Genomic DNA, 25,095 nt, shown 5'->3' on the forward strand with positions numbered 1-25,095 from the left:
CCCGGACAATGGAGACATGTTCGGATTCGGAAAGCCCGCAACCCTCCCCTCACCTGACGACGCGTTGCCGGGCCGCGAGGCCCAGCCCTGGACCCTCGGCGAGCACGTGGTCCTCAAGACTCCCGTCGTCAGCGACGACGTCCCGGACGGCCACGAGGTCGCGGTCTTCGGGCTCGGGTGCTTCTGGGGGGCGGAGGAGATCTTCTGGCAGGTCTCCGGCGTCTGGTCGACGTCGGTCGGCTATGCCGGCGGCCACACCCCTCACCCGACGTACGACGAGGTCTGTTCGGGACGCACGGGCCACACCGAGGCGGTCCGCATCGTCTTCGATCCAGCCGTCGCGTCCTTTGCCGACCTGGTGAAGAAGTTCTTTGAGATCCACGACCCCACCCAAGGCATGCAGCAGGGCAACGACGTCGGCACGCAGTACCGCTCGGCCATCTACTTCACCTCGCCCGAGCAGGAGACCACCGCCCGCGACCTGACCAAGGTGTACGGCGATGAGCTGACCCGCCGGCGCCTGGGCTCGATCACCACCGAGATCCGGCCGGCGACGGACGCGGGCTACTTCTACGCCGAGGACCAGCACCAGCAGTACTTGGCGAAGAACCCGTTCGGCTACCGGTGCCACGCGAACACCGGGGTCCGGTTCCCCGGGGTCTGAACGACCATCCCCGTTCGCCGGGCCAGTGGCCGGGGGCTGCGGGACCAGTTCGAAGCTACTTCGTTGGCTTCGGGCGTTTCGGTGTCCTCCGAGCGAGTGGTGCCGCAGACTCTCGTACCGACGGACCTTCGAGCACGTGTGAGGACGGACGGGGATGGCACGACACCTGCCTAGGAAGCACCATGCCTGTGCCGCTCACACGCACGACGTTGTCGAGCGCCTGGAACCCCTCCTGCCGTGCATCGACGAGGAGGACACGCCGATTCAACCCGCCGAGCTGGCGAACTGGATCGAGGTCGAGGCCGAGGACGAACCCGAGATTGCCGGGCATGGTTGGCGAGTTGAGCTGGGCGACGAGGTCGGCCTGCTTATACACCCTGACCGGGACGACACAGCGGACTCACTGAGCGAGCAGGTCGGGGTGCGGTCGGTCGTCCAACTCGATCGTGAGGTGCTGGTCGTGGATGCGCCCTCGCTGTGTGCCGACGGGCTGCGCGCCGCTGTCATGCAGGCCATCGCCGCCGCGAACGAGGAGGCCCACGACCCACGTTCACCTGATCAGTCGAGGCCAGGCGTCCCGCTCCGCCGTCAGCTCACCCAGATCGATCCAGCCCCCGCGGCGCACACATCGGAACCGGTGACTTCCGTCGATGACGACTACACACCACGACTCGTGACCGGGGATGCTCGCTGCGAAGGACGCCGAGTCCAAGTCTGGGTCAACCAGGACGGCATCCTCATCCTGCCCGCCCAGACGGTCCCGCACGGGCCACTGGACCTCAGTGACAACGCACGCTTTCAGCGCGGCACCTTCAACTCCGCCGAAGCGGTCAGACTGGCCGAGCATCACGCAGGACGATGGGTTCCATTCCCCTGTCTCGGCAGGCTGCGACTACGCCGGCCCGGACCGGTCCGACGTCGGTGGGAAGCCACCATCGTCGAACGCGGTGGCGCTTCAGTGTCGTTCCGCTGGCGGGGAACTCGTGCACACGCGATGATGCTCTGGGCGTACGTCGTCGCCAAGTGCGGCCTCGAGCAGGTGGACGGGCTGCCCTGAGACGCGGAACCGACTCTGCGGTCCACACGTCCAACGGCGGTGATTGCCCGTCGCCCGTCTGCCGGAGTCGTCGCCTTCACCGCCATCGCCGTGTTCGCCATCTTGGCTGTCGTGCTGGGCTTGGTGTGGTTCACCTCGGACTTCCGCGAGGCGCGGGCGGTCTGGGAGGACAAGGAACCCGACGCATACTCCTTTGACTACGAGTACTGCAGCGGGATGTGTGCCTCTTGTCGCGTGCACGTGACCGTGAGAAACGAGAAGGTCACCGAAGCTGTGGCCAAGGGCCAGTGCCCCCGGCGTGCTGCCGACGGAGCTCCCACCATCGACGACGTCTTCGACATGGAGGCGAGCGACCGTCTCAGTCAGGACTTCTACGTCCGCTACGACCCGGAGTGGGGCTTCCCGGCATCGGTCAGCAGCACATGCTGGGGCGACACGGACGACTGCGGGAGGGGTTACACCGTCACCAACTTCCAGGTCATTGGCTGAGCAACACACCGCCCAGCGGAATCTGTACCCTGGCTAGCGCGCCCGGGTGGACGAACTGCCCTGAGCCCATCCCGACACTCCCCCGCCCACACCCGGTCGCCGTGTGCGGCACATTCGAGCGAAATACCTGAGCGGTGCGACACTTGGCGGCCTACGGCGCGTTTGACCGACGAAAGGCGCCACGAGCGCTGGAGACTGCATGACCGAAGTTGTGGCAGTGACCCATCCGGCAACGCCGGGCCTGGCCAAGTCGGCGAACGTGACCGCGAAAGCCGCGTTGGTGCTGCTGCTGGTCTTGGCGCTGCTCTACCCGGAGCAGGGAAACCTGCGCGACAAGGCTGCTGGGCTTCGCGCCGTGGGCTACCCGCTCGTGGCCTTCACCGTGCCGCTGCTGTGGTGGACGCTGTGGCGAGACCGGATGTCCTTTCCTTGGGTGCCCGACCTGCTGATCACCCTCACCTGCTTCACCGACATCCTGGGCAACCGGATGGACCTCTACGACACGGTGGTCTGGTTCGACGACTGGATGCACTTCGTGAACACCGGTCTGCTCGCCGTAGCCCTCATCCTGCTGACGCTGCCGCACTGGAGTGGGCCGCTGCGCACCGTCGAACGGGCGCTGGCCTTTGGGGCGACGTCCGCCATCGCCTGGGAGCTCGCGGAGTACTTCGCCTTCATCAGCCGCTCCTCGGAGCGCCGTTTCGCCTACGGAGACACCTTGGGCGACCTTGCGCTCGGCACCGCTGGCGCTGTGGTCGGCGGTCTGGCCGTCTACCGCCTCCGCCAACAGGGCCGACTCCTCGACCCACCCGCCGTCATCCCACGCGATCGCGTCGTGGCCTGACGCTCCGCGGTCGGCATCGACCACCTCCTACGATGTGGCTCATGGACGACCCACGAAATATGAACCGTTCACCCACGCCGACGACCGGGGGTGAACGGTCCTGATGGACACCCAGACCTTGGTCAACTTCGGCCTGGTTCTTCTGTTCGTCACCGGCGGTGGTGTCTTCGCAGCCACCGAGATCGCCCTGGTCTCGCTGCGGGAGAGCCAGCTCACCGCAATCGAGCGCAACGGGGCACGCGGCGCGCGGGTCGCCGCCGTTGCCCGCAACCCCAACCGGTTCCTCGCCGCCGTGCAGATCGGCGTCACGGTTGCCGGGTTCTTCTCCGCTGCATACGGCGGCTCGACGCTCGCTCCCGACCTTGCGCCGTACCTGGAGAGCGTTGGACTGGGCGAGGACGCTGCCCTGACCACGGCCCTTGTCCTCATGACCCTGCTGATCGCCTACCTGTCGCTGGTCCTCGGCGAGCTGGTCCCCAAACGGCTCGCTCTGCAGAAGGCCGCCGGCGTCGCCATGGCGGTGGCACCGGTGCTGGATCGATTCGCCACGCTCATGCGCCCGGTGATCTGGCTGTTGTCGCTGTCGACGAACGCCCTCGTGCGGTTGCTCGGCGGAGATCCGCATGCCACGAGTGAGCAGCTGTCGGAGTCGGAGCTGCGAGAGCTCGTGTCCACCCACGAGGATCTCGGCGAGCAGGAGCGCCGCATGCTCAGCGACGTGTTCGCTGCCACCGAGACCAGCATTGAGGAAGTGATGCGCCCTCGCGGCGACGTGTCCTTCATCGACGGTTCCATCGCCGTCGCGGAAGCTGCGACGATCGTCCAGCGCCTTCCGTACTCGCGCTACCCCGTCACCGGAGACGGGTTCGACGACATCACCGGCTTTCTCCACGTACGTGACCTGCTCGCCATCCAAGCGGGCGACCCGCGCCGAGTAGCTGACCTGGTGCGCCCGATCCTGATGCTGCCCGGCACCAAGCTGATCCTCCCCACTGTCGCCAAGATGCGACAGGAGAGCATCCACCTCGCCGTGGTGGTCGATGAGTACGGCGGTACCGACGGCATCGTCACCCTCGAGGACCTGGTCGAAGAGATCGTCGGCGACATCCGCGATGAGTACGACGTCGAGCCCCTGCGATCGGGTGACCTCACCGACTTCGACGCTGGCAGCAGTCTCGAGGACTTCGCGGAGGAAACAGGCATCACGCTCCGTGACGGCGGCTACGAGACGGTCGCTGGCTACGTCATTGCCCTGCTCGGGCACATCCCCGAGGTTGGCGAACAGGTAGGGGTAGAAGGTGGCACCCTCGAGGTCACCGAGGTCGTGGGAAGCCGCGTCACCCGGTTGACGCTGCACCGCGACTCCTGACGACGGCCTGGTCGGCGTTAACCTCGTCCAGTGTCACTTGGCGAGCCGCGCACCGCATCCGATCAGTTCACCGTCATCACCCTCTGCGGCTCGATGCAGTTCCGTGACGAGTTCGAGCGTCTTGACGCTGAGCTGACGCTCGCCGGACACGTGGTGCTGACCCCGACCGCCCTGCCTCCGTCCAGGGAGCTCACCGCGGAGGAACGCGCGCGGCTCGGCTACATCCACCTTCAGAAGGTCGCGATGGCGGACGAGGTCCTCATCGTCAACGTCGGCGACCACGTCGGGGAGAGCACCCGCCGCGAGATCGAGCACGCACGATCGCGCGGGGTGACAGTGAGCTATCTGGAGCCACACGCACCGGACTGAGCCGTCCCGGCTCGCTCCTCATCGTGTTGGATGCAGCAGTGACTGATGTCTTCTCGGAACGACTGTCCGCCTGGCGTGACTACACCTCGAGCCCGTGGGCCCGCGTGCGATACGCCGTGATCGAGGAGACGTTGGGGCGGGAGGCGTCCCGACTCGGGACCAACCTCCGGATCCTTGACGTCGGTGGCGGCGACGGTATGGACGCGCTCCCGCTCGCGGCGGCGGAGCATGACGTGACCGTTCTCGACCAGTCGCGCGCCTGGCTCGACGAGGCGGAGCGACGCGCTGAGCAGGCCGGGGTGCATATCCGGACCATCGAGGGAGACCTCGCCTCGCCCCCGGACCTGGGTGAGTTCGACCTCGTGCTGTGTCACTTCGTGCTCCAGTACCTCCCTGCCGGCACCAGCGACCTCGCCACGTTGGCCGGCTTCGTCCGTCGAGGTGGCGTCCTGTCGGTGGTCGTTCCCAATCCGGTCGGCATGGTGCTCCGGCAGCTGGTCAGTGGTGGGCCCGCTGCCGCGATCACGGAACTGGGAGCGGAGTCGAAGCACGCGGTCCTGTTCGACCATGACGTCCGCAAGGTCGAGATGGGCGAGCTGGAGCACGGTCTGGGCGAGGTCGGACTCTCCGTGGTACGCCGCTATGGCAGCCGAATCGCCAACGACCTGCTGACGGACGACGCCGCGAAGAACGACGCGGACTATTTCGACGACCTGCTCCGGCTCGAGCTCGCGCTCTGCGACCAGGAGCCGTATGTGCGCATCGGCGGGATGTATCAGGTCATCGCAACCAAGCCGTGATCCTGGTGGGCGCGCGCCAGCGCCGTACGGCGATGTTCCACCCGACGGGTGTCGAATCCCGTCCCCCTGACACGTCACAGTTGTAGAGCGACCGGACGGGCCGCGCGGACCGAGGAGTGCCATGACCGAATACATCATCTTCTTCAACCAGCAGTGGGTCGGCGACCACGACATGGAGTGGTTCCAGTCGCGCGTCGAACCCTCCATGGCGGTGATCCACGACATGGAGGCCGCGGGCGTCCTTGTCTACGCCGGCGGGCTCGAGGAGGACATCGACCAGGCGTTCAGTGCGGACGCCACGAGCGGCACGGTGTCGGTGACCGACGGGCCGTACGCCGAGACCACGGAGTTCCTCGGCGGGTTGACCATCATCGACGTCCCGGACGAGGAGACCGCCCGGATGTGGGCGGGCCGGATCGCGGAGGGGTGTGGTTGGCCCCAGGAGGTCCGCCGCGTCAAGCAGCGCCCCGACAGGCCATGACGAGGGAGCATCCGACGTATGGCGGGGTCGGTCACTAGCCGCCTGGCGCGTTCGACCCATGCGGGTCGACGGGCGCGCCGTCCCCCGTTCCGGGCAGGTCGCCGCGAGTGGTGGGGGACTGCATCGGCGTCGCCGGGGTCGAGGACGAGGGCATTGAGCCGTCTTGGTGCCGAGCCCCAAGCGCTGCCTCGATGAGGACGTCGCGTTCGACCGCTGGGGGACCTCCCACGACGAGATGGTGCTCCGCATGGCGGGCGACGTACTCGTGCCAGTCATCGCCACTGCGATACCAGCCGCTGGCGTCGGGTTCACACGACTCGACGAGCGTCGAGTAGCCGCCGTCGGGGCCGCGCAGCGGGTCGCGCTTGCAGCGGGCCCCGCCGTAGGACCCGTCTCTCACCTCGAGGTAGACCTGCGAGGCCAACGGCGGGTCCGTCGGCACGTAGGTCACGGCGTAGTCGGAGCCGCCAACCACCCCTGCCGATTGCACCGCCACCTCGAAGCCGGGGATCTCGATGCTGTACACCAGTGCGGGGTCGGTCCCCTGCTCGATCACCTGTCGATAGGTGTCGTCGGGTAGAGGTTCCGGGCCGTCGCTCGCAGCGCCGGTACTAGCACCGCATGCGCTGCTCAACGGCACAAGTCCGGCGAGCGCGATCCAGCCCATGGCCTTGAAGACTCGCGGGAAGGCTATGTCTCTCGGCACGCCGCAGACAGTACGGCGCCAGCTCCGTCTGGCGTGTGAGCCTGCGTGCTCACCCTTCCCGCGCCCCGAGCTTCCCCGTCGCCTCGTCGAAGGCACGCCCAGCGGCCCGCCAGGGTCCTGACGGCCCGTCCGCCTCACCCAATCCGAGCAGGTGCGGGGTCAGGTCGGCACTGAAGCCCTCGCTGGCCTCGCGTGGGAGCAGCGAGGGCAGGTTGTCGATGGCGATGACGTCCAGGGGTGCGCTGCCGTGGTCCGGGTTGCCGACGTGCAGCTGCCGGACCGGCTGCTGCCATGTGGTGATCTCGCTGTTCACCGGGAGCATGTTCGTGGGGCCCGTGACGTCGCAGGTGACGTCGGCGAGCACCCGCAGCCGGCGCTCGTGCTCCAGGTCCGCCTGCTCCACGAACGGGGTCGTCGGCGTGTGCGTGACCACGCAGTTCACCAGCACGTCATGGCCGAGCAGCGCCTGCTTGTGCAGGTCCCGCGTCTCCTGCCGATCCCAGCGGGTGAGCGGCACGCCGGCGGTCATCAGCGCCCGCTGCGCGCCGCGTCCGGACCGCCCGCGTGCGCCTGTGACCAGCGCCAGCAGCTGGTCGGCACCCCCCTTCCCGGCCTGCTCCAGCTGCTCGTCGAGCTCGTGCTTGGTCATCGGCGCGAGAGGCGCGGCGAGCCTGCCGGCCAGGTGCAGCACGCCAAGGGCGGCGCCCATGTAACCGGCCCAGTAGCCGAACGCGACCACGCGCCTGCCGTCCTCGTCAGTGAGGTACTCGATGTCGAGCAACCGACCCCCACCGCGGCGGAACCGCTCCAAGGTGCGTCGGGCGTCATCCTGGCCCTTGAACGCGTGGGCGAAGTAGATGTGTCGGTGGTGCAGCGACGCCGGCTCGTCGGACAGCTCCTTGATGCCGAGGACGTAGGCGTCGTGGGGCGCGTCCGTCCAGGTGCCCTCGTCCACGACGAACGCCCCGGCAGCGGCGTACTCCTCGGTGGCGAAGACGCGTTGTGGCGAGTCCTCGACGGTCACCTCGAACCCGGCGTCCAGCAACAGCGGTACGTCGGCGGGTACGACGGGCGCCCGCCGCTCGGTGCTGCGCGATTCGGACCGGATCCACACATGGACAGGCTGCATGCGAAAAGGATGCCATCGGCGCCTTGACCGAGCGCGCGGTGTCGGACCTACGACTGCCACAATCGCGGCCATGGGATTCTTCGACCGATTCGTCAGCCCGGACCTGAAGGCCTTCATCGAGCTGGAAGCTCGGACGGCGGCTTCCCTGCCACCGGACTGGCGCTACCACGGCATGGAAATCGAGCGGCTGGGATCCATTCCGGCGTCACACTGGGTGCACGCAGCCTGCGCCGAGACTCCTGACGCATTCGTCGCGGCTCTCGCCCAGGACAACACCGCCGCGCTCCACGAGCTGATGCGGCTCGCCTCCGGCCACGCTCCGCCCACGACCGGGTGGGCACTGCCGCCGATGACGTTCAAGGGCGCGCCGAGAGCCAGCCAGCGCGATCGCAGTCCGGCGCCGGACCACGAGGCGCAGATGGTGGCGAGGGCGGCCGCCGAGGCGTGCCTGCCTGCCGGCTCGGTGCTGTCGGTCGTGGACACCGAGGCGGTCGGGCCCGGCCGCATGCGCCTCTTCAACGTCAGTGCGCACCTGCCGGACGGCACCGGACTGGCTGCCGTGGCAACCACAGGACCTGGCGCCTACGAGACGCTCGCCGCCCGCCTGAAGGGCGAGATCGCGTCTACTCCCACTTGGACGATCTGCCAGGCGGCGGCCGGGCCTGGGCCCGGAGTACGTCGATGACGACGTCTCTCCTGATCATCGCAGACACCCACGTGCCCAAACGCGCGCGCGACCTGCCGGCCGAGCTGTGGAGCGAGATCGAGGAAGCGGCAGTCGTGATCCACGCCGGCGACTGGGTCGACGTACGCCTCCTCGACGAGATCGAGGCGCGTTCACGCCGCTTGGTGGCGGTGTTCGGCAACAACGACCACGGAGCGCTGCGCGAGCGGCTGCCCGAGGTGGCGCCGGTCGAGATCGAAGGAGTCCGGTTCGGCGTCGTGCACGAGACCGGCGCGTCGAAGGGACGCGACGAACGCTGCAGCGCGCTCTACCCGGACCTCGACGTGCTCGTCTTCGGGCACAGCCACATCCCCTGGGACACCACCACCACGACCGGGCTGCGACTGCTGAACCCCGGCTCCCCCACGGACCGTCGGCGCCAGCCCTGGTGCACCTACCTCACTGCCACCGCGGACGCCGGCCGCCTCAGCGACGTGACGCTGCACCGACTCCCCCCGCTCGGGACAGCGCGACCCCAGGGGTCATGACGCCCTGGGGGGCCACTCGTCCACCAGCTCGGCGAGCACCGTCAGCTGGTCGAGGGACACCCACGAGGGATTGGAGCCCTGCGGGAGCCGCAGGACCTCGAGATCGGTGACGCCGGCGGCCTTGATCTCCTCGGCCCTCAGTCCCGACGACAGCAGCGGGAGGTGGAGCGGGACCTCCAGCTTGTCCGTCTCCACTCCCAGCTCGTCGACCATGGGGCGGACCGGACCCGTCACCCAGCCCAGGCCCCAGATCCCCCGAGCCAGCTCGCGGCCGTCGCCGGAGACCCACAGGACGGCTCGGTCGCCGGGTCCCATCATCCGGCTGCGGTAGTTGTCGGCGACACACCATCGGGTGATCGGCTGCGTGTCGCCCGCCCGGATCGACCGGGGCAGTTCCGGGTTGACCCTCGGCTGGCACTTGATCAGCCAGGCACCGAGGTTGTCGGCACTGATGCGCGCGTCCGCCACTCGGCCTTCCTATCAGGCAGGGGTACGCCGCCCAGTCCCCGCACCAGCAGGTAGCCGATGATCCACAGCTCACCGATGGTCGCGGGGATCGCGGCCAGGTCGACCAGAGCCCCCGCCCCCGGGACGAGGTAGCGGACGAACGCGCTGAGGACGTAGCCCACACCCCCGCCGACCAGCACCCACCCGAGCGCTCGCGGCATCGAGGGTGTCTGCAGGACGCACCAGCCCATGGGGATCAGCCACAGCCCGAAGAAGAGCGCCCCCACGCCCCACATGTTGTCGCTCGCCAGATAGAGGAGCTGTGCGGTCCCGGGGTCGCCGACGGGCTCGAGGGCGACGTCCAGCGCGGTCGCCAGGAAGCCGGCACTGACCAGGATGACGACCGCGTTGACGAGGCCGAAGACAGCGATCGCGCCGGCGGCGAAGGCGTCCACCGCGCGGAAGAGGCGGAAGAACCACATCGCAGCCAGCGCCTGGGTGACCACGACTGCCATCTCGGCCGCTATCCCGAGGCGCGCGGTCCCGGGACTGTCCACCAGGTTGGCCAGGGTCGCCGCGGGGTCCCCCGGCTCGAACAGGCTGGGACGGATCAGCATGAAGCTCACCACCCCCGCCACGGCCAGGCCGAGATAGAGCAGCGCGGTCGTCCGGGCTGTCCGGCGACTGCTCGCATCGCCGGTGGACGCGGGCGCGTGCGCCGCTGCGGCGTCGGTCAGCTGGGTCATGTCAGTCTCCTTGATTCTTGCCTTACAACGTAAGGTGGTGCCATGTAACCATACGTCGTAAGGTCCCCGCAACCGAAGAGGAGGACGACCGACGTGCCAGCTCGAAGCAGACGCGAGCCATTGAGCCGCGACCGTCTCCTGGCGGCCGCCGTCGAGCTTGCCGACGCCGAAGGACTGGGCGCCGTGACCATGCGCAGGCTCTCGGCCGCCGTCGGCGTGGAGGCGATGTCCCTCTACCACCACCTCTCCGGTAAGGAAGCCCTGCTCGGGGGACTGCTCGACACGGTCGTGGCCGAGATCGAGGAGGCCGTCCGCACCGTCGAGGAGGCAGAAGGCCCTCTGGACTGGCAGAGCACGTTGCGGCGACGGTTCCTCACCGCGCGGACCGTGATGCTGCGGCACCCGTGGGCGCCCGGTTTGATCAACACCCGCACCGCGGTCCCGCCCAGCATCTTCGGGATCTACGAGGCACTGCTGGCGACCATGATCGGCGGCGGCTTCTCCTACCACCTCGCTCACCGCGCGCTCCACACCTTCGGCAGCATGCCGCTGGGCTTCGTGCAGGAGCTGTTCAGCCCGGCCGCGACCGGCGACAGCGTGGACACGGAGCTCGCCGAGGCCGAGCTCGCCGCCATGGCCGAGATGCTGCCGCACATCACCGCCATGGTCGCCTCGGAGATCCACACCAACAACGGCGACATGCTCGGCTGGTGCGACAGCCAGCCCGAGTTCGAGTTCACCCTCGACCTGATCCTCGACGGGTTCGCGCGCCAGCTCGGCTGACCGGTCTCCTGCACACAATCTCCACGCCTCGACCACCCCTTCCGACCACCCGCGCTCCTACCTTCGGCGGACGTGTTCCGGCGAGGGAAGGGCCCAGCAGTGATCGAGGTACGAGGACTCACGAAGAGGTACGGCGACGTGGTGGCGGTGGACGACCTGAACTTCGACGTGGAGCCGGGGCTGGTCACCGGGTTCCTGGGGCCCAACGGCGCGGGGAAGTCGACGACGATGCGGATGGTGCTCGGGCTCGACCGGCCCACGTCCGGCCACGCGCTGGTCAACGGTCACCCGTTTGCGGCGTACGCCGAACCGTTGCGCGAGGTGGGTGCGCTGCTCGACCCCGGCTCGGTCCACCCCGGCCGGACCGGGCGCAACCACCTCAGGGTGGCGGCCCGCACCAACGGGATCAGCGACCGCCGGGTGGACGACGTGATCCAGCAGGTCGGTCTCGAGGGGGCTGCTCGTCGCCGGATCAAGGGCTACTCCCTCGGCATGCGACAGCGGCTGGGAATCGCTGCAGCGCTGCTCGGCGACCCGAGGGTCCTGCTCTTCGACGAACCGATCAACGGGCTCGATCTCGACGGCGTCCGGTGGATCCGGGAGCTCCTGCGAGGTCTCGCGGACGAGGGGCGCACCGTGCTCGTGTCGAGCCACCTGATGAGCGAGATGCAACAGACCGCTGACCGGTTGATCGTCATCGGGCGAGGTCGGCTGATCGTCGACGCGACCACCGCCGAGGTGCTGAGCGGGCTCGGCGGCAGCCAGGTGCGGGTGCGGTCGGCGCACCTGGAGGCGTTGAGCGAGCGGCTGCGACAGCGTGGCTTCGACGTACGCCGCATCGACCACCACGAGGTGCACGTCGCCGGCAGCAGCGCTGAGGACATCGGTGACCTCGCACATGCCTGGGGCCTCCCGCTGCACCACTTGTCCGATGTCGAGCAGTCCCTGGAGCAGGCCTTCATCGAGCTGACGAGCGACAGCGTGGAGTTCCACGGTGCCGCGGCGGAGGTGGCCTGATGGGAACTGGCACCGTGAGTGCAGGCACCGTGAGCCCCGCCCACGTCCTGGCCCGCACGTGCCGGGCGGAGTGGACGCGACTGTGGACGGTGAAGGCGACCTGGTGGTTCGTCCTGGCCGCCACTGTCGCGATGGTCGGCCTCGGCCTGATCGCCGGCCACGACGCGGCCGGCGACGTCGTGCCACCCGTCGGGGAACCCGCCTGGATCGCCCCGTCCATCGCGGCCCTGCCGACGCAGCTCGCGCTCCTGGCGCTCACGATCAGCGCGGTGACCGCGGACTACGCCTCCGCCGGGATCGTGCCGACGCTGCAGTGGACACCTCGGCGTACGACCCTCTTCATCGCGCGCATCCTCGTCGTGGTCGCGACCGCCACGACCGTGGGCATGGCGCTGGCAGTCGCGAGCGGGGTGGCGGCGTTCAGCCTCGCGCCGGACATCCTCGAGCTCCCGCTCGACGAAGGCCTCGACGTCATCGGCAACGTAGGCACCGTGTTCGCCGCGGGCTGTGCGCTCGCGGTGGGTCTCGGGTTCGTGCTCAGAAGCACTGCCGGGGCGCTCATCTCGATCTTCCTGCTCGTGCTGCTGCTGCCCGTCACGCTCCCCCAGTTCGGCTACGAGTGGATGGTCGAGCTCGCCGAGGTCCTGCCCGGCAGCGGAGCCATCTTCCTGCTGACCGGCGAGCGGATCTCGGAGGAGACGACCTACACCTCGGCCGTCGTCACGATGCTGGTCTGGGCTGGTGGCGCGCTGGCGCTGGGATGGCTGCGACTGGTGCGGGACGACGCCAACCGGTGACGCACGCTCCTAGCCCCGCAACACCTTGTCGACCGACTTGCCACGGGCGAGCTCGTCGACCAGCTTGTCGAGGTAGCGGATCTTCTGCATGAGAGGGTCCTCGATCTCCTCCACGCGGTGCCCGCAGATGACGCCCGTGATCAAGGACGCGTCCGGGTTGAGCCGGGCGGCTGCGAAGAAGTCCTCGAAGGTCGTGCCGGCAGCGAGGTGGTCGGCCAGCTCCGAGGCATCGAAACCGGTCAGCCACTCGATCACCCGGTCCAGCTCCGCCTGGGTACGGCCCTTCTTCTCCACCTTCGCGACGTAGAGGGGGTAGACCGAGGCGAAGCTGACGGCGAAGATCCGGCTCATGCTGCACGAGCGTAGTGCTCGGCCGGGGCACGGGCGGCGCTGCGCGGGGCGCCTCTGGCCGTACGCTCGCGGCGTGATCACCCGTGTCGGCGCCCTGACGTCCTTGGTAGGCGCCGTCCTCGCCCTGCCTGTCCTGCTCGCCGGTCCCGCCCCTGCGGCGGGACCAGCCTTGCCCGAGAAAGCTCCGAAGGAGGTCGTCCACCGCGTCGTGTGGGCCCATGACCCATTTGATGGCAATCCCGGGTTCCAGCTGCGCTCAGCCCTTCCCGACGGAACCGACGAGCGCACCATCTATGAGTCCCCCACCGGCTTCACGCTGGCGCTGGTCCACGATCGCCAAGGACGGCGCGTCGCGTTCAGCCCTTGCTGTCGAGGCAGCGCTCCCCTGCTCGTCGTCGCCCCGGTGATGGGCGGCCCGGCACAGGACCCACTTGCCCGGCACCGCGACCGCTTCTACTACGTGGGCGGCATTGGCTGGTCGCCCAACCGACGACGTCTCGCTTTCGAGGCCGGCACCGCCAACGGCGACCTCGCCACCGCAGCCATCTGGACGGTTCGTCCCAACGGTCGGGACCTCCGACGCGTCCTCGAGCTGTCAACGTGGGGGCCTGGCGATCAACCGAGCCCCGGCAACGACGCCCTGGCGTGGACCCCGGACGGGATCCTCTACTCCGACGGGAAGGACCTTCGGTCGGTGCGACCAGGGCGATCCGCGCGCTCGCGCCTCGTCATGCCGCGGGTCGGATCGGTCCGCGTCTCCGGCGACGGCCAGACCGTCGTCGTCGACCGCTACCGGCGCGGTCGCGCGGAGACGTGGATCGCCGCACCTGACGGCACCGACGCCCGCCGCATCCTCGTCCACGGGGACCGCGCCGGCCCGAGCACGACGACGTACGACGACATCGTCCCCAACTACGACGGCACGCAGCTCCTCGCCTGGCGCAGCGCTCCAGCACCCGCCAGCGGGGGCGAGGCGGAGGCACGCATCGTCACCTGGAGCGCCGGAGGTTCACCGGCGGACGCCACGCCCCTCGACTTCGTGCATCACGAGAGCTATGTGGCCACCTGGAACTGAGGGCCATGTGACGCATCGTCCTGCGTGATGACTCGTCGTCGCAGGGCCAGCACTGGCATGATCACTTCCTGCAGTCGGCGCCACGCCGGCGTCCGCATCCACCCCGCGAGCTCAGCAGAGGAGACCAGTGGGTTCCTACCACCCGGTCCCCGACCCGGACGAGTCACCAGCGCGAGCGTGGCTGTGGACGATCGCCGCCTGGCTGGTCCATGCCTACACCGCCTCCGGGGTCGTGCTCGCCTTCCTCACGGTGATCGCCGTGATGGACGGCGACATCGTCCGCGCGCTCTGGCTGGGTCTGGCCACCATGGTGGTGGACGGCACGGACGGCATGATGGCCCGCTACGTGCAGGTGAAGAGGCGGGTGCCGTGGTTCGACGGCGCACTGCTGGACAACATCGTCGACTACCTCACGTACGCCTTCACGCCGATGGTCCTGCTGTGGAGCGCCGGATATCTCGGTGAGGGCACATCGGCGACGGTGCTGGCCGTCATTCCGCTGGTGGCGTCGGTCTACCAGTTCTGCCGGGTGGACGCGAAGACCGAGGACCACCTGTTCCTCGGCTTCCCCAGCTACTGGAACATCGCCGCCTTCTACGTGGTCGTCCTCGACCTGCAGCCGACCAGCGTCGCGGTGCTCCTGATGGTGTGCGCCGTGCTCGTCTTCGTCCCGATCGGCTACGTCTACCCCTCGCGGACCACCACCCTGCGCTCGCTCACCCTCGTCCTCACCACCCTGTGGCTCGCCAGCTATGCGGTGCTGCTCAACCAGGTCCCGGATCCGTCGCCGATCTGGCTGGCGATCTCGGTGGCCTACATCGCCTACTACGTCGTCCTGAGCCTCTACCTGACCGCTCGGCGCAGCCGGGCCGCCGCACCCGCGGCCTGACCGCGACGCCTAGGCCTGTGGGGCCGGCCGGCTGTTGTCGATGGGGGCCGGCTCCGTGCCGTTGACGTCGAGGCCGGAGCCTTCGGCGGCGCTCGCGATCGACTTCTTGATCAGCGCCTCGAGGTCGAGGCCGGTCGACGTCTTGAGCATGTTGAGGGTCTGGACGACGTTGTCGTTGACCTGACGCGGGAGGGCGCCGGCGCCGTCGGTGGACACGATGGTCAGCTGGTCGATGTTGGCCATCGGCGCAGCCACCTCGCGGGCGATCTGCGGCAGCACCTCGATCAGCATCTGCAGGACGGCGGCGTCGTTGTAGTGCGCGAAGGCCTCGGCCCGCTTGTCCATCGCCTCTGCTTCCGCCTGCCCGACAGCCAGCGTCGCGGCAGCGGTGGCCTCACCCTCGGCACGGGTGGCGTCGGCTTCTGCCACCCGCCGGGCCTTCTCCGCCTCACCACGCTTGGCACCCTCGATGGCCTCCGCCTCGGCCAGCGCCGAACGGCGGCTCTTCTCCGACTCACCGTTGAGGCGCGTCTCCTCGGCCTTGGCCTCGGCGGCGGCGATGGTCGCGGCCTTGCGGCCTTCCGCGGCAGCGATCTCGGCGGTCCGGTTGGCCTCGGCCTCCTGCTCCACCTTGTAGCGAGCGGCGTCGGCGGGCTTGCGGACCTCCGTCTCCAGCTGGCGCTCGGTCAGCGCAGCCTGCCGCACCGCGACCTTCTCCTGCTCGAGGAGCACGGCCTGGTCACGATCGGCCTGGGCCAATGGACCGGCAGCCGCCGCGTTGGCGGACGCGGCGTCGGTCTCGGCCTTGATCTCGGCCTGCTTCAGGGCGAGTGCACGCTGGGAGACAGCGATCTCCTGCTCAGCGGCGATCGAGGCCTGCTCCGCCGCTTGGCGGGCGTTGGCCTCGGCGATGCGCGCGGTCTGGCTGATCCGCGCGGACTCGGGGCGACCGAGGTCGGCGAGGTAGGTGCCGTCGTCGGTGACGTCCTGGATCTGGAAGGTGTCCAGGATCAGGCCTTGACCGGTCAGGGAGTTCTCCGACTCGTCCGCGACGCGCTGGGCGAAGGCCGCACGGTCACGGATGATCTGCTCGACGGTCAACCCGCCGACGATGGAGCGCAGGGCGCCCGCCAGCACCTCCTGGGTGAAGGCTTCGACCTCCTCCTGCTGGCTGAGGAACCGCTGCGCCGCGAGCCGGATCTGGTCGGCGTTGCCACCGACCTTCACGATGGCCACACCTTCCACGTTCAGCTTGATGCCCTGTCCGGAGACCGCGCCGCGGATCTGCACCGAGATGCGCCGGCTCGACAGGTCGAGCGTGGCGAGCTTCTGCACGAAGGGGATGACGAACGTGCCTCCGCCGAGGATCACCTTCTGGCCGGAGAGGTCGGTGGTCAGGGCCCCGGTCTCCGGGTTGAGCACCGCCTTGCCCTTGCGTCCGGTGACGATGAAGGCCTGGTTGGGTCCGGCCACCTTGTAGCGACTCGTGACGAGCAGCACCAGCAGCGCGACGAGTGCGAGCAGGCCGGCGATCGCGATGATCGGGCTCAGGTCCATCAGGTTCTCCTTGAATGGTGTTTCGGGGATGGTGGTTCGGGTCTAGGCGAGCTCGTCCCAGACCGGGGCCACGGTGACCGCGCTGGGGGAAAGGACGCTGGTCACATGGACCTGCGTGCCTGGATCGAGGGGATGGTCGGCCTTGGCGTTGAGACGCATGGTGTGACCGCCGACAAGGATGTTGACGACGCCGAACCCGTCGGCCGGGACGGCCGTGACGACCCGACCCTCCCTGCCGATCGTGTCGTCGATGGTGAGGGTGGCGTCGCTGCCGCCGTCGCGGATGAGCCGGGTGAACCACCAGGCGAAGCTGCCGAAGACCAGCCCGGCTGCGAGACCGACCGGAAGCGCGATCGCTGTGTGGACGCCGAAGCCCTGGGCGGCCGCGCCGCCGAAGCCGGTGGCCGCGATGAAGGCGCCGAGGACAGCGCTCGAGAACGCGTCCCCGGCCAGCGCGTCGAGGGCACCGTCGAGGACGTCGCCGAGCACCAGCGACAGAGCGAGCAGCGCGAGGCCGATCAGCCCCACCACGAGAAACACCGTCACGCCGCCAACTTCCCCCGAAACTCATGCCCGCACGTCGCGGGCGGGCGCAAGCATGCCATGTCGTCGCCGCTGGGGCGAGGGACATGGCGTTCGACGGACGCCTCGCGACCGCTAGCCTCGCGTCATGTCGATGACCCTCTCCGAGATGCAGGCCCGCGGCCTCGAGATCGCTGCCAAGTACGACGAGCTCAACCTCGCGCAGCGCGGACGCACGTGGACACGCGCGGAGACGCTCATGGGTTTCGTCGGCGACGTGGGAGACCTCGCGCAGCTCGCCATGGCGGCGGACGGCGTGCGCTCGGACTTCGGCACACCCGAGGAGACCCACGACGCGCTCGCCCACGAGCTGGCCGACTGCCTGTGGGCCGTGCTGGTGCTGGCCGAGCGCTACGAGGTGGACATCGAGGCGGCGTACGGCGATGCGATGGCCGAGATCGAGCAGCGGCTCGCGCCCTGAGTCAGGCCGGGTCGCGTCCCACCGTGAGCCGGACCTCGACGACGTCGCCGAGCCCCACCCCCTCCGCGCGGCGCACGGCGTCCTTGAGCGGCAGGAAGTAGGTCTCCTCGCGCGGGAACATCGACGTCGTGGACGTCGTCTCCCCGAGCCGCGCCGTGACCGGGATGACTCCCCAATAGGCGACCTCGGCCTTCACCTCGTCGATCAGCTCGGCCTCGTCTGGCGGGAGCGGGACGAAGTAGTACGGGGCCGGCCCACGCCACTCCACGACCTCGCCGGTGAACTCGAGCTCCACCTCACGCCTCTTCGTCGAGGGACCTGAGGTCTCGCTCGATGAAGCGTCGGTGCTCGCTGTGCTCACGCAGCAGCGTGTCAATGCAGTCGGCGACGGTGTGTGTCTCCTCGCCGCACGCCGGGGCCGGGGTCCCGGTCCGCTCAGTCGCGAGGTCGCCGTCGCTCAGCCCGGCCAGCAGCGCACCGAAGCGCGAGCGGCGCTCACGGTGAAGCACTACCAGCTCGTCGAACGGCACGTCCACGGACACATCGATCCCCAGGTCGGCGCGGACCCGATCGGAGGGGTAGTCGGTGTTGGGCAGACCCCACGGATGGAAGGGTCCCCCGCCGAGCAGCATCTGCCCGGTCCAGCAATCATCGGCGAAGACGAGGTGTCGCACCGTGTCGCGCAGCGACCACTCCCCGCCCACGCTGACGTCGCGCACCGCGGAGTCACGCTCGAGCGTCTCGTCCCACAGCCCCTCCAGTCGCGCCCACACCGTCCTTCGGTCGGCGGCGGTCGACACCGACCGCACCGCGACGCGCTCCGGGAACAGCCGATCGAGCTCGCTCGTGACGTAGGGCGAGACGTCAATGCCGTTGACGAAGACCTGCTGGACCTCGCCGTGGGGGCCGTCGACGTGCATGCCCTCGACCCAGGACGCCCTGATCGTGACTCCCCGCAGGTCGCTGTCGCGGAAGCTCGCACCGTTGAACGTCGAGTCCCGGACCTGCGCACCGGCAAAGTCCCTGCCCCGGATCTCCTCAGCCATGACCTCACGATAGGGCCTGACACCGACACCCGGCAGCGCGCCGAGGCCCGTCGTGACCGGGCATCAGGGACACTGGAGGACATGACCGACCTGCCGCGCAAAGCCATCTCCCGCAGCGCCCGGTTGGCGGCTCTTCCACTGGGTTACGCAGGTCGTACGGCGATGGGATTCGGCAAGCGGCTGGGGGGCGCGCCCGCGGAGGCCGTGCTGAGCGACGTGCAGCAGCGGACGGCCGAGCAACTCTTCAAGACGCTGGGCGAGCTCAAGGGCGGGGCGATGAAGTTCGGCCAGGCACTGAGCGTGCTCGAGGCGGCCCTGCCGGAGGACGTGGCGGCGCCATACCGCGAAAACCTGACCCGCCTCCAGGACGATGCACCGCCGATGCCGACCCAGACCGTCCGCGACCAGCTCACGACGCACCTCGGCCCCGACTGGTCCGACGACCTGGTGTGGCTCGACGGTGGCCCGACCGCGTCGGCCAGCATCGGGCAGGTCCACAAGGGCCGGTGGCACGACGGCCGGGACGTGGCCGTCAAGGTGCAATATCCCGGGGCGGGCGAGGCGCTGATGAGCGACCTCCGCCAGATCGCCCGGGTGGCCCGGGGCGTGGCGCCCGTCTTCCCGGGCATCGACATCAAGCCCCTGGTCGCCGAGCTGCAGGCGCGAGCCGCCGACGAGCTCGACTACCAGCTCGAAGCCGAGGCTCAACGCATCTTCGCCGAAGCCTTCCGCGACGACCCCGACTACGTCATCCCCGACGTCGTGGCCGTGGGCGGCGAGGCGATCGTCACCGAGTGGCTGGAGTCGCCGCACTCGCTGGCTGAGGTCATCCGCACCGGCACCCAGGAGGAGCGCGACCGATACGGCGAGCTCCTCGCCCGCTTCCTGTTCGTGGGGCCGGCCCGCACCGGCATGCTGCACGCCGACCCGCACCCGGGCAACTTCCGACCCATCCCGGGGGCCGACGGCGAGCCCGGGCAGCTCGGCATCCTCGACTTCGGCGCGGTCGCCCGTCTGCCGGACCGCAACTTCCCCGAGGCGATGGGCCGACTGATCCGCGTGGCCGTCGAGGCAGACCCCGACACGCTCGTCGCCGGACTGCGCGAGGAGGGCTTCATCAAGGACAACGTCAAGGTCGACCCACAGCTCGTCCTCGACTACCTCTCCCCGTTCGTCGAGCCGGCGCGCGATGACGACTTCCGCTTCACTCGCGCGTGGATGCGGGAGCAGTTCGAGCGCATCAACAACCCGCGCGACCCCGCGTTCACCATGGCCACCAAGCTCAACCTGCCGACGTCCTACCTGCTGATCCACCGCACCTGGCTCGGCGGCCTCGGCCTGTTGAGCCAGCTCGAGGCCAAGGCCGGCTTCCGCTCGATCCTGACCGAGCACCTCCCGGGGTTCGCGGACGTCTGAGGGCCTCAGCCGACCCAGAAGCCGCGGTCGCCGCCCCAGCCGCCGAACTGCTCGCGGTACGACGACGCCGACCGCGCGCCGAGATAGGAGCCGACCACCGCAGCGCCCAGGTCGTCGAGCTCGGGCGAGACCATCCGACCCTCCACGCGCCGAGCCATGGACTCGATGAAGCGCGCCAGGCCCGGGTCGTCGCCGAGCCGGAAGAACGTGGTCTGCGCCCCGATGCGACGCGAGTTGTCCAGCTCCCGCACAGTGTTGGCGATGGTCAGTGGGTGGGGCGGATAGGAGAACCACACGTCGCCGTCGGGCTCCAGGTGGCTGGTGGGCTCGCCGTCGGTGACGATCAGCAGCACCGGCTGGGCGTTGGGGTGCTTGCGGAAGTGGCGGTTGGCCAACAGCAGCCCGTGGTGCAGGTTGGTGCCCTTCTCCCAGCGGGCGTCGAGACCCGTCAGCTCCTCGATCTCCATCACCTGGGCGTGCCGGCCGAAGCCGATCAGCTGGAGATGGTCCCCGCGGAAGCGCGACCTGATGAGCTGGTGGAGCGCCAACGCCGTGCGCTTCATCGGCACCCAGCGGCCGTCCATCGCCATCGAGAACGACGTGTCGACGAGCAGGGCGACAACGGCCTGCGTGCGCTCCTCGGTCTCCTGGACCTCGACGTCCTCGACGCTCAGGCGCAGGGGGCCACCCTCGCCCGCCGTCCGGAGGACCGCGTTGGTGATCGTGCGCGTCACGTCCCACGGCTCGGTGTCGCCGTACTCCCAGGGCCGGGTCGCTCCGGAGAGCTCGCCCGCCGAGCCGGCGCTCCGGCTCTCCCGCTGGCCCTGACGGCCCCCGATCCGGGTCGCGACATCGCGCAGCAGGGCCTTGCCCAGCTCACGCATCGCCCTCGGCGAGAGGCGCAGCTCGCCGTCGGAGCCGCGCTGGAGATAACCCGAGTCACGCAGCGCCTTCTCGAGCTCGGAGAGCGTCCGCGCGTCGACCGCCGCCTGGTTGCCGAGCTGTCGCGACAAGGCGTCGAGGTCCACGTCATCGAGGCGCGCCCCGCCGTACGACTGGGAGAGCTGGTCGCCGAGCGCATCGAGCTCGGCGAGGTCCTGGAAGACGCCGGTGCCGTCGCCGAGGCCCAGACCCTGCTCGCCGCCGAAGTCCTCGGAGCCGCCCCAGCCGAGATCGGGCCGCAGGAACTGCAGGTTCGCGTCCATGCGCGCGAGCTGCTGCATGAGCTCCGGTGAGCCGAACGCCTGCTGGGACAGCTGCATCAGCTCCGCGCGCTGCTCGGGCGTCATCGAGTTCAGCATCCGCTGGGCCGCCGCCGAACGCTCGGCCAGGGCATCCATGAGCTCGTCGATGTTCTGCGGCTGTTCGGGGAAGAAGTCGCCGTGCTTGGACATGAACTCCGCGAAGTCCTCGTCAGTGTCCTCACCGCGGCTGTGCTTCTCCAGCAGCTCGTTGAGGTCGCCGAGCATCTCGTTGACTCTCGTGCGGTCCTCGTCGGTCGCGCCCTCCATCGCCTCCTTCATCCCAGCGAAGCGCTGGTCGAGCAGCTCGCGACCGAGGAGGTCCTTGATCTCGTCATAGGCCTGTCGCGCCTCGCTGCTCGTCCAGTCGTATGCCGCCAGGTCGGCCACCGCAGCGGCGGTGGACTCCGGCAGGTTGTCCAGCTCCAGCTCGCGCAGCGCGCGGTCCGCGTCGTCCATCACCACGTCGCGCGCGAGCTGCCCGCGCTCGGCGAGCACGGCCTTCTCCAGGAGCTCACGCACCTGCTGCATCGTGCCGTCGAGATTGTGCCGCTGCAGCAGGTCGCGGCGCTTCTCCGCGATGCGCCGCGCGAGGTCGTCCAGCCCCTGCTGGTCCTGGCCGCCACGTCGCAGGAACTCGCGCATCGCGCGGTCGGGCGAATAGCCGGCCATCACGTCCTGGCCGATCGCGTCCAGCGCCTCGGCCAGGTCCACGGGTGGGGCGAGCGGGTCGCCGCCGGCATACTTGCGATAGCGGCTCATCGTGATCGCAGCTCAGCCATAGACGGTCTCCCGACCGTCGGACTCCTTGCCGACCCGGCGCGCGAGGTAGAGCCCCTCGAGCGCGAGCTCGACCGCACAGGCGCGCTCACCGTCGTTCGTGGCGCCGATCCGATCGCCGATGTCGTCGTAGATCTCCGACTCGCCGAGCACCGGCAGACCGGACAGGAACTCCCGAGCCGTCGTCCGGGCGCCTGTCGCGATGGTCGCGCCGTCCTCGACGGCCTCGACGAGCAGGCCGAGATCGAGACCGCGGAAGTGTCCGCGGACCGTCTCGGCGATCGCCGTACGCAGCAGGTGGGTCAGCACCTCGCCCTCCCGGCCCTCCTCCCCGGTCTCGAACTCGATCTTGCCGCCCAGCACCTCGACCGCGGTCTCCAGGTCGACGACGCGGGCAACGGCGTCGTCCTCACCCTTGACGGTCGCCCGGTGCAGCGCGGACGCGGCGATCGTCTCCGCACCGGCGATCGCGAACCGCGCACTGACGCCGGAGCGCTGGTCGACCGCGCTGGACTCACGCAGGTTGCGGGTGAAGCGCGCCAGGATCTCCACGAGCACGTCGGGGACCTGGGCGACCAGGTCGGCCTCCTGCCGGATCACGGCGATCTCATCGAGGATCTCGAGCGGGTAGTGGGTGCGGATCTCGGCGCCGAAGCGGTCCTTGAGCGGGGTGATGATGCGACCACGGTTGGTGTAGTCCTCCGGGTTGGCCGAGGCGACGACCAGGACGTCGAGCGGCAGCCGGAGCACGTAGCCACGGATCTGGATGTCGCGCTCCTCCATCACGTTGAGCATCGCCACCTGGATGCGCTCGGCGAGGTCGGGCAGCTCGTTGATCGCCACGATCCCGCGGTGTGAGCGCGGGATCAGGCCGAAGTGGATCGTCTCCGGGTCACCCAGGGACCGACCCTCGGCGACCTTCATCGGGTCCACGTCACCGATCAGGTCGGCCACGCTCGTGTCGGGGGTCGCCAGCTTCTCGGCATACCTCTCGTCCCGGTGCCGCCACGAGATCCGGAGGTCGTCGCCGTGGGCCTCCACCGCCTGCTTGGCGCCCACCGTGATCGGGTCGTAGGGGTGCTCCCCGAGCTCCGAGCCCGAGATCACCGGGGACCACTCGTCGAGCAGACCGACCAGCGAGCGCAGCAGCCTCGTCTTGCCCTGGCCTCGCTCCCCGAGGAGCACGACGTCGTGCCCGGCGATCAACGCGCGTTCGAGCTGAGGGACCACGGTGTCGTCGAAGCCGTGGAGCCCTGGCCAGGGATCGACCCCATCGCGCAGGAGGGCGAGCAGGTTGTCGCGCAGCTCGGCCCGGAGCGGCTTGAGCTCGTGACCCGAGGCGCGGAGCTGACCGAGGGTGGCAATGTCTGGGTGCGTCACGCATTCACGCTATCCCCGGACGTCAAGCGACTACTGGCGCGTTGTCGAGGCCTTGAGGTCCGGACCGGGCAGGATGCTGCCATGCCGCTGGCCCTGCTCCTCCCCGTGCTGATCGTGCTGGCGCTGGTGTGTGGCGCCATCGGCTACTCGTTCGGGCGCTCCGCCGCCCTGCAGGCGCCTCCGGACGCCGGCGCGATCAACGAGCGCGACGTGTTCATCGAGCACCTGCGCGAGCTGGCCTGGCAGCACCGCGACATCTCGCCGGAGCTCTCGACGATCCTCATCGACGAGATCTCCCAACGGCACCGGCGCGGCCCCGGGCAGCTGCCCGGCAGCCCTGCCTGACGCTGCCTCTGATCCCATCCACTCACGAGCCCTACCGAAGGACGCACGCATGCCCAGAACCACCGACATCGCCCGCAAGACGAGCGGCCTGAGCAAGGTGGTGCGCATCGGCGGCCTGCTGGTGGTCCTGATGATCGGGCTGCTCATCTTCGTGCGCCCGACGACCGTCTCCACCGGCCCCGACCAGGTGGCCCTGCACTACAGCGACGGCGCGTTCACCCCGCGCCGCTTCAAGGACTGTGTGTCGAGCTCGACGCGAGCCTGGGACGGCCCGGGCGACAAGCACTACTCCTACCCCAAGAGCCAGCGCAACTACGTCTTCGGCGAGGGCGGTGACCGCCCCATGGTGACGTTCGTCAGCAAGGACGGCATCGAGATGAGCGTGGACGGTGTCGCTGCCTTCCTGCTCAACACCGACTGCGCGACGCTGACGAAGTTCCACGACCTGATCGGCAACCGGTACGCCGCCTACATGGACTCCACCGACGGCAACGGCTCCGCCGGGTGGCTGCAGATGCTCAGCGTCTACATCAGCCGGCCGCTGGAGACCGCGATCGACCGTGCCAGCCAGAACTACACCTACACCGAGCTCTACACCGACCCGGCCGTGAAGGCGCAGTGGGAGCAGGAGGTGCTCGAGCAGATGCCCGAGCTCGTGGGCCGGCAGATCGACGGCGACGAGGAGTTCTTCACCGACTTCGCCATCACGCTGCAGAAGCCGGTCCCGCCGGAGGAGGTGAAGGCGGCGCTCGTCGCCCAGCAGGAGGCCGTCGCCCGCGCCAGGGCCAAGGAGGCGGAGGCCGCCGCCCAGGTGAAGGCCGCGCAGGCGCAGATCGAGGTCGAGAAGGCCGAGGCCGCCAAGATCGCCGAGCGCATCAAGGTGCTCGGCCGCGAGGGCTACCTCAAGCAGTACGCCATCGACAAGGGCCTCAACCCCTACCAGCCCACGACGGGAAGCCTCATCACCGGGCCCTAGACGTCGGTGGCGGGCAATCCAGCGAAAAGCGTCCCCGAAGGAGAGTCCCCGCCCTAGCATCGAGGCCACTGGCTCGGAGCGCACGGAGCGCTCGGCGGCGTTCCCGCCCAGAGGCCGACGAGGAGC

30 protein-coding genes are annotated in these 25,095 nt (G+C 69.3%); 19 read left to right on the forward strand and 11 right to left on the reverse strand.

Annotation, left to right across the window (positions count from 1 at the left end; genetic code table 11):
- Positions 1-16: 16 nt before the first annotated feature.
- From msrA to VNJ48_RS04145, 8 genes are all read left to right on the forward strand, one after another.
- The gene (gene msrA, locus VNJ48_RS04110) at positions 17-664 is read left to right on the forward strand and encodes a peptide-methionine (S)-S-oxide reductase MsrA (protein WP_325599382.1); all 648 of its coding nucleotides are present in this window, start codon (positions 17-19) and stop codon (positions 662-664) included.
- 154 nt (positions 665-818) lie between these two features.
- Positions 819-1,721: a hypothetical protein gene (locus VNJ48_RS04115; protein ID WP_325599384.1), complete on the forward strand. Its 903-nt coding sequence runs from the start codon at positions 819-821 to the stop codon at positions 1,719-1,721.
- Positions 1,722-1,760: 39 nt separating this feature from the next.
- Positions 1,761-2,210 carry a DUF6174 domain-containing protein gene (locus VNJ48_RS04120; RefSeq protein WP_325599386.1) on the forward strand — a complete coding sequence of 150 codons (450 nt, stop codon included), beginning with the start codon at positions 1,761-1,763 and terminating at the stop codon, positions 2,208-2,210.
- Between the two features lie 199 nt (positions 2,211-2,409).
- The gene (locus VNJ48_RS04125) at positions 2,410-3,054 is read left to right on the forward strand and encodes a hypothetical protein (RefSeq protein WP_325599388.1); all 645 of its coding nucleotides are present in this window, start codon (positions 2,410-2,412) and stop codon (positions 3,052-3,054) included.
- Positions 3,055-3,157: 103 nt separating this feature from the next.
- Positions 3,158-4,423: a hemolysin family protein gene (locus VNJ48_RS04130; protein WP_325599390.1), complete on the forward strand. Its 1,266-nt coding sequence runs from the start codon at positions 3,158-3,160 to the stop codon at positions 4,421-4,423.
- 30 nt (positions 4,424-4,453) lie between these two features.
- Positions 4,454-4,792, forward strand: a complete 339-nt coding sequence (locus VNJ48_RS04135; protein ID WP_325599392.1) for a hypothetical protein — start codon at positions 4,454-4,456, stop codon at positions 4,790-4,792.
- 38 nt (positions 4,793-4,830) lie between these two features.
- Positions 4,831-5,592 (forward strand): methyltransferase domain-containing protein, encoded by a 762-nt coding sequence (locus VNJ48_RS04140; RefSeq protein WP_325599394.1) that lies wholly within the window; start codon positions 4,831-4,833, stop codon positions 5,590-5,592.
- Positions 5,593-5,713: 121 nt separating this feature from the next.
- The gene (locus VNJ48_RS04145) at positions 5,714-6,073 is read left to right on the forward strand and encodes a YciI family protein (protein WP_325599396.1); all 360 of its coding nucleotides are present in this window, start codon (positions 5,714-5,716) and stop codon (positions 6,071-6,073) included.
- Between the two features lie 34 nt (positions 6,074-6,107).
- Here VNJ48_RS04145 and VNJ48_RS04150 read toward each other — a convergent pair whose 3' ends face one another.
- Positions 6,108-6,779, reverse strand: a complete 672-nt coding sequence (locus VNJ48_RS04150; RefSeq protein WP_325599398.1) for a hypothetical protein — start codon at positions 6,777-6,779, stop codon at positions 6,108-6,110.
- Positions 6,780-6,828: 49 nt separating this feature from the next.
- Positions 6,829-7,908 (reverse strand): saccharopine dehydrogenase, encoded by a 1,080-nt coding sequence (locus VNJ48_RS04155; RefSeq protein WP_325599400.1) that lies wholly within the window; start codon positions 7,906-7,908, stop codon positions 6,829-6,831.
- Positions 7,909-7,978: 70 nt separating this feature from the next.
- On the opposite strand from VNJ48_RS04155, the gene VNJ48_RS04160 reads away from it, so the two are divergent.
- Positions 7,979-8,593: a hypothetical protein gene (locus VNJ48_RS04160; RefSeq protein WP_325599402.1), complete on the forward strand. Its 615-nt coding sequence runs from the start codon at positions 7,979-7,981 to the stop codon at positions 8,591-8,593.
- Positions 8,590-9,120, forward strand: a complete 531-nt coding sequence (locus tag VNJ48_RS04165) for a metallophosphoesterase (RefSeq protein WP_325599405.1) — start codon at positions 8,590-8,592, stop codon at positions 9,118-9,120. The genes VNJ48_RS04160 and VNJ48_RS04165 overlap by 4 nt, the downstream gene beginning before the upstream one ends.
- Here VNJ48_RS04165 and VNJ48_RS04170 read toward each other — a convergent pair.
- The gene (locus VNJ48_RS04170) at positions 9,115-9,588 is read right to left on the reverse strand and encodes a hypothetical protein (protein ID WP_325599407.1); all 474 of its coding nucleotides are present in this window, start codon (positions 9,586-9,588) and stop codon (positions 9,115-9,117) included. The two genes, VNJ48_RS04165 and VNJ48_RS04170, sit on opposite strands and share 6 nt — an antisense overlap.
- Positions 9,543-10,313, reverse strand: a complete 771-nt coding sequence (locus VNJ48_RS04175; RefSeq protein WP_325599408.1) for a DUF4386 domain-containing protein — start codon at positions 10,311-10,313, stop codon at positions 9,543-9,545. Before VNJ48_RS04175 ends, VNJ48_RS04170 begins: the two co-directional genes overlap by 46 nt.
- Positions 10,314-10,433: 120 nt before the next feature.
- Between VNJ48_RS04175 and VNJ48_RS04180 the strand changes: the two genes are divergently transcribed.
- From VNJ48_RS04180 to VNJ48_RS04190, 3 genes are all read left to right on the forward strand, one after another.
- Positions 10,434-11,096, forward strand: coding sequence for a TetR/AcrR family transcriptional regulator (locus VNJ48_RS04180; protein ID WP_325599409.1), 663 nt, complete (start codon positions 10,434-10,436; stop codon positions 11,094-11,096).
- Positions 11,097-11,195: 99 nt separating this feature from the next.
- Positions 11,196-12,113 carry an ABC transporter ATP-binding protein gene (locus VNJ48_RS04185; RefSeq protein WP_325599410.1) on the forward strand — a complete coding sequence of 306 codons (918 nt, stop codon included), beginning with the start codon at positions 11,196-11,198 and terminating at the stop codon, positions 12,111-12,113.
- Positions 12,113-12,910 (forward strand): hypothetical protein, encoded by a 798-nt coding sequence (locus VNJ48_RS04190; RefSeq protein WP_325599412.1) that lies wholly within the window; start codon positions 12,113-12,115, stop codon positions 12,908-12,910. Before VNJ48_RS04185 ends, VNJ48_RS04190 begins: the two co-directional genes overlap by 1 nt.
- A 9-nt stretch (positions 12,911-12,919) precedes the next feature.
- Here the strand turns inward: VNJ48_RS04190 and VNJ48_RS04195 are convergent, their stop codons facing one another.
- Entirely contained in the window at positions 12,920-13,261 is a 342-nt protein-coding gene (locus tag VNJ48_RS04195; RefSeq protein WP_325599414.1) for a DUF2200 domain-containing protein, read from the reverse strand.
- 73 nt (positions 13,262-13,334) lie between these two features.
- Between VNJ48_RS04195 and VNJ48_RS04200 the strand changes: the two genes are divergently transcribed.
- Both VNJ48_RS04200 and VNJ48_RS04205 read left to right on the forward strand, forming a co-directional pair.
- Positions 13,335-14,336 (forward strand): hypothetical protein, encoded by a 1,002-nt coding sequence (locus tag VNJ48_RS04200; RefSeq protein WP_325599416.1) that lies wholly within the window; start codon positions 13,335-13,337, stop codon positions 14,334-14,336.
- A 127-nt stretch (positions 14,337-14,463) separates the two neighbouring features.
- Positions 14,464-15,225: a CDP-diacylglycerol O-phosphatidyltransferase gene (locus VNJ48_RS04205; protein ID WP_325599418.1), complete on the forward strand. Its 762-nt coding sequence runs from the start codon at positions 14,464-14,466 to the stop codon at positions 15,223-15,225.
- Positions 15,226-15,234: 9 nt separating this feature from the next.
- Here VNJ48_RS04205 and VNJ48_RS04210 read toward each other — a convergent pair whose 3' ends face one another.
- Entirely contained in the window at positions 15,235-16,782 is a 1,548-nt protein-coding gene (locus VNJ48_RS04210; RefSeq protein ID WP_325599420.1) for a flotillin family protein, read from the reverse strand.
- Positions 16,783-16,824: 42 nt separating this feature from the next.
- Positions 16,825-17,328: a hypothetical protein gene (locus VNJ48_RS04215; RefSeq protein ID WP_325599422.1), complete on the reverse strand. Its 504-nt coding sequence runs from the start codon at positions 17,326-17,328 to the stop codon at positions 16,825-16,827.
- A gap of 124 nt (positions 17,329-17,452) precedes the next feature.
- On the opposite strand from VNJ48_RS04215, the gene VNJ48_RS04220 reads away from it, so the two are divergent.
- Entirely contained in the window at positions 17,453-17,785 is a 333-nt protein-coding gene (locus VNJ48_RS04220) for a MazG nucleotide pyrophosphohydrolase domain-containing protein (RefSeq protein WP_325599424.1), read from the forward strand.
- Between the two features lies 1 nt (position 17,786).
- Here the strand turns inward: VNJ48_RS04220 and VNJ48_RS04225 are convergent, their stop codons facing one another.
- The gene (locus VNJ48_RS04225) at positions 17,787-18,080 is read right to left on the reverse strand and encodes a DUF1905 domain-containing protein (protein WP_325599426.1); all 294 of its coding nucleotides are present in this window, start codon (positions 18,078-18,080) and stop codon (positions 17,787-17,789) included.
- Position 18,081: 1 nt separating this feature from the next.
- Complete coding sequence (locus tag VNJ48_RS04230; protein ID WP_325599428.1) at positions 18,082-18,831, reverse strand: DinB family protein; 750 nt, start codon at positions 18,829-18,831, stop codon at positions 18,082-18,084.
- 81 nt (positions 18,832-18,912) lie between these two features.
- Here VNJ48_RS04230 and VNJ48_RS04235 point away from each other — a divergent pair, with 81 nt between their 5' ends.
- Positions 18,913-20,247 (forward strand): AarF/ABC1/UbiB kinase family protein, encoded by a 1,335-nt coding sequence (locus tag VNJ48_RS04235; RefSeq protein ID WP_325599430.1) that lies wholly within the window; start codon positions 18,913-18,915, stop codon positions 20,245-20,247.
- 5 nt (positions 20,248-20,252) lie between these two features.
- Here the strand turns inward: VNJ48_RS04235 and VNJ48_RS04240 are convergent, their stop codons facing one another.
- Together VNJ48_RS04240 and VNJ48_RS04245 are read right to left on the reverse strand one after the other, a co-directional pair.
- Positions 20,253-22,250, reverse strand: coding sequence for a VWA domain-containing protein (locus VNJ48_RS04240; protein WP_325599432.1), 1,998 nt, complete (start codon positions 22,248-22,250; stop codon positions 20,253-20,255).
- Positions 22,251-22,262: 12 nt separating this feature from the next.
- On the reverse strand, positions 22,263-23,648 hold the full coding sequence (locus VNJ48_RS04245) for a magnesium chelatase (protein WP_325599434.1): 1,386 nt from the start codon (positions 23,646-23,648) through the stop codon (positions 22,263-22,265).
- A gap of 81 nt (positions 23,649-23,729) precedes the next feature.
- On the opposite strand from VNJ48_RS04245, the gene VNJ48_RS04250 reads away from it, so the two are divergent.
- The gene (locus tag VNJ48_RS04250; protein ID WP_325599436.1) at positions 23,730-23,993 is read left to right on the forward strand and encodes a hypothetical protein; all 264 of its coding nucleotides are present in this window, start codon (positions 23,730-23,732) and stop codon (positions 23,991-23,993) included.
- A 49-nt stretch (positions 23,994-24,042) separates the two neighbouring features.
- On the forward strand, positions 24,043-24,969 hold the full coding sequence (locus VNJ48_RS04255; RefSeq protein ID WP_325599438.1) for an SPFH domain-containing protein: 927 nt from the start codon (positions 24,043-24,045) through the stop codon (positions 24,967-24,969).
- The last annotated feature ends 126 nt before the right edge of the window (positions 24,970-25,095 follow it).

Origin of the sequence: Nocardioides sp., from assembly GCF_035576065.1 — a bacterium.
GTDB lineage: Bacteria > Actinomycetota > Actinomycetes > Propionibacteriales > Nocardioidaceae > Nocardioides.

Excerpts from the sequence above, each read along its gene's own strand:
- VNJ48_RS04250 (WP_325599436.1), top strand. The coding sequence starts at position 23,730 with ATGCCGCTGGCCCTGCTCCTCCCCGTGCTGATCGTGCTGGCGCTGGTG.
- VNJ48_RS04255 (WP_325599438.1), top strand. The coding sequence starts at position 24,043 with ATGCCCAGAACCACCGACATCGCCCGCAAGACGAGCGGCCTGAGCAAG.
- VNJ48_RS04125 (WP_325599388.1), top strand. The coding sequence starts at position 2,410 with ATGACCGAAGTTGTGGCAGTGACCCATCCGGCAACGCCGGGCCTGGCC.
- VNJ48_RS04235 (WP_325599430.1), top strand. The coding sequence starts at position 18,913 with ATGACCGACCTGCCGCGCAAAGCCATCTCCCGCAGCGCCCGGTTGGCG.
- VNJ48_RS04210 (WP_325599420.1), bottom strand. The coding sequence starts at position 16,782 with ATGGACCTGAGCCCGATCATCGCGATCGCCGGCCTGCTCGCACTCGTC.
- VNJ48_RS04165 (WP_325599405.1), top strand. The coding sequence starts at position 8,590 with ATGACGACGTCTCTCCTGATCATCGCAGACACCCACGTGCCCAAACGC.
- VNJ48_RS04240 (WP_325599432.1), bottom strand. The coding sequence starts at position 22,250 with ATGAGCCGCTATCGCAAGTATGCCGGCGGCGACCCGCTCGCCCCACCC.
- msrA (WP_325599382.1), top strand. The coding sequence starts at position 17 with ATGTTCGGATTCGGAAAGCCCGCAACCCTCCCCTCACCTGACGACGCG.
- VNJ48_RS04115 (WP_325599384.1), top strand. The coding sequence starts at position 819 with ATGGCACGACACCTGCCTAGGAAGCACCATGCCTGTGCCGCTCACACG.
- VNJ48_RS04160 (WP_325599402.1), top strand. The coding sequence starts at position 7,979 with ATGGGATTCTTCGACCGATTCGTCAGCCCGGACCTGAAGGCCTTCATC.
- VNJ48_RS04195 (WP_325599414.1), bottom strand. The coding sequence starts at position 13,261 with ATGAGCCGGATCTTCGCCGTCAGCTTCGCCTCGGTCTACCCCCTCTAC.
- VNJ48_RS04175 (WP_325599408.1), bottom strand. The coding sequence starts at position 10,313 with ATGACCCAGCTGACCGACGCCGCAGCGGCGCACGCGCCCGCGTCCACC.
- VNJ48_RS04190 (WP_325599412.1), top strand. The coding sequence starts at position 12,113 with ATGGGAACTGGCACCGTGAGTGCAGGCACCGTGAGCCCCGCCCACGTC.
- VNJ48_RS04155 (WP_325599400.1), bottom strand. The coding sequence starts at position 7,908 with ATGCAGCCTGTCCATGTGTGGATCCGGTCCGAATCGCGCAGCACCGAG.
- VNJ48_RS04130 (WP_325599390.1), top strand. The coding sequence starts at position 3,158 with ATGGACACCCAGACCTTGGTCAACTTCGGCCTGGTTCTTCTGTTCGTC.
- VNJ48_RS04220 (WP_325599424.1), top strand. The coding sequence starts at position 17,453 with ATGTCGATGACCCTCTCCGAGATGCAGGCCCGCGGCCTCGAGATCGCT.
- VNJ48_RS04145 (WP_325599396.1), top strand. The coding sequence starts at position 5,714 with ATGACCGAATACATCATCTTCTTCAACCAGCAGTGGGTCGGCGACCAC.
- VNJ48_RS04230 (WP_325599428.1), bottom strand. The coding sequence starts at position 18,831 with ATGGCTGAGGAGATCCGGGGCAGGGACTTTGCCGGTGCGCAGGTCCGG.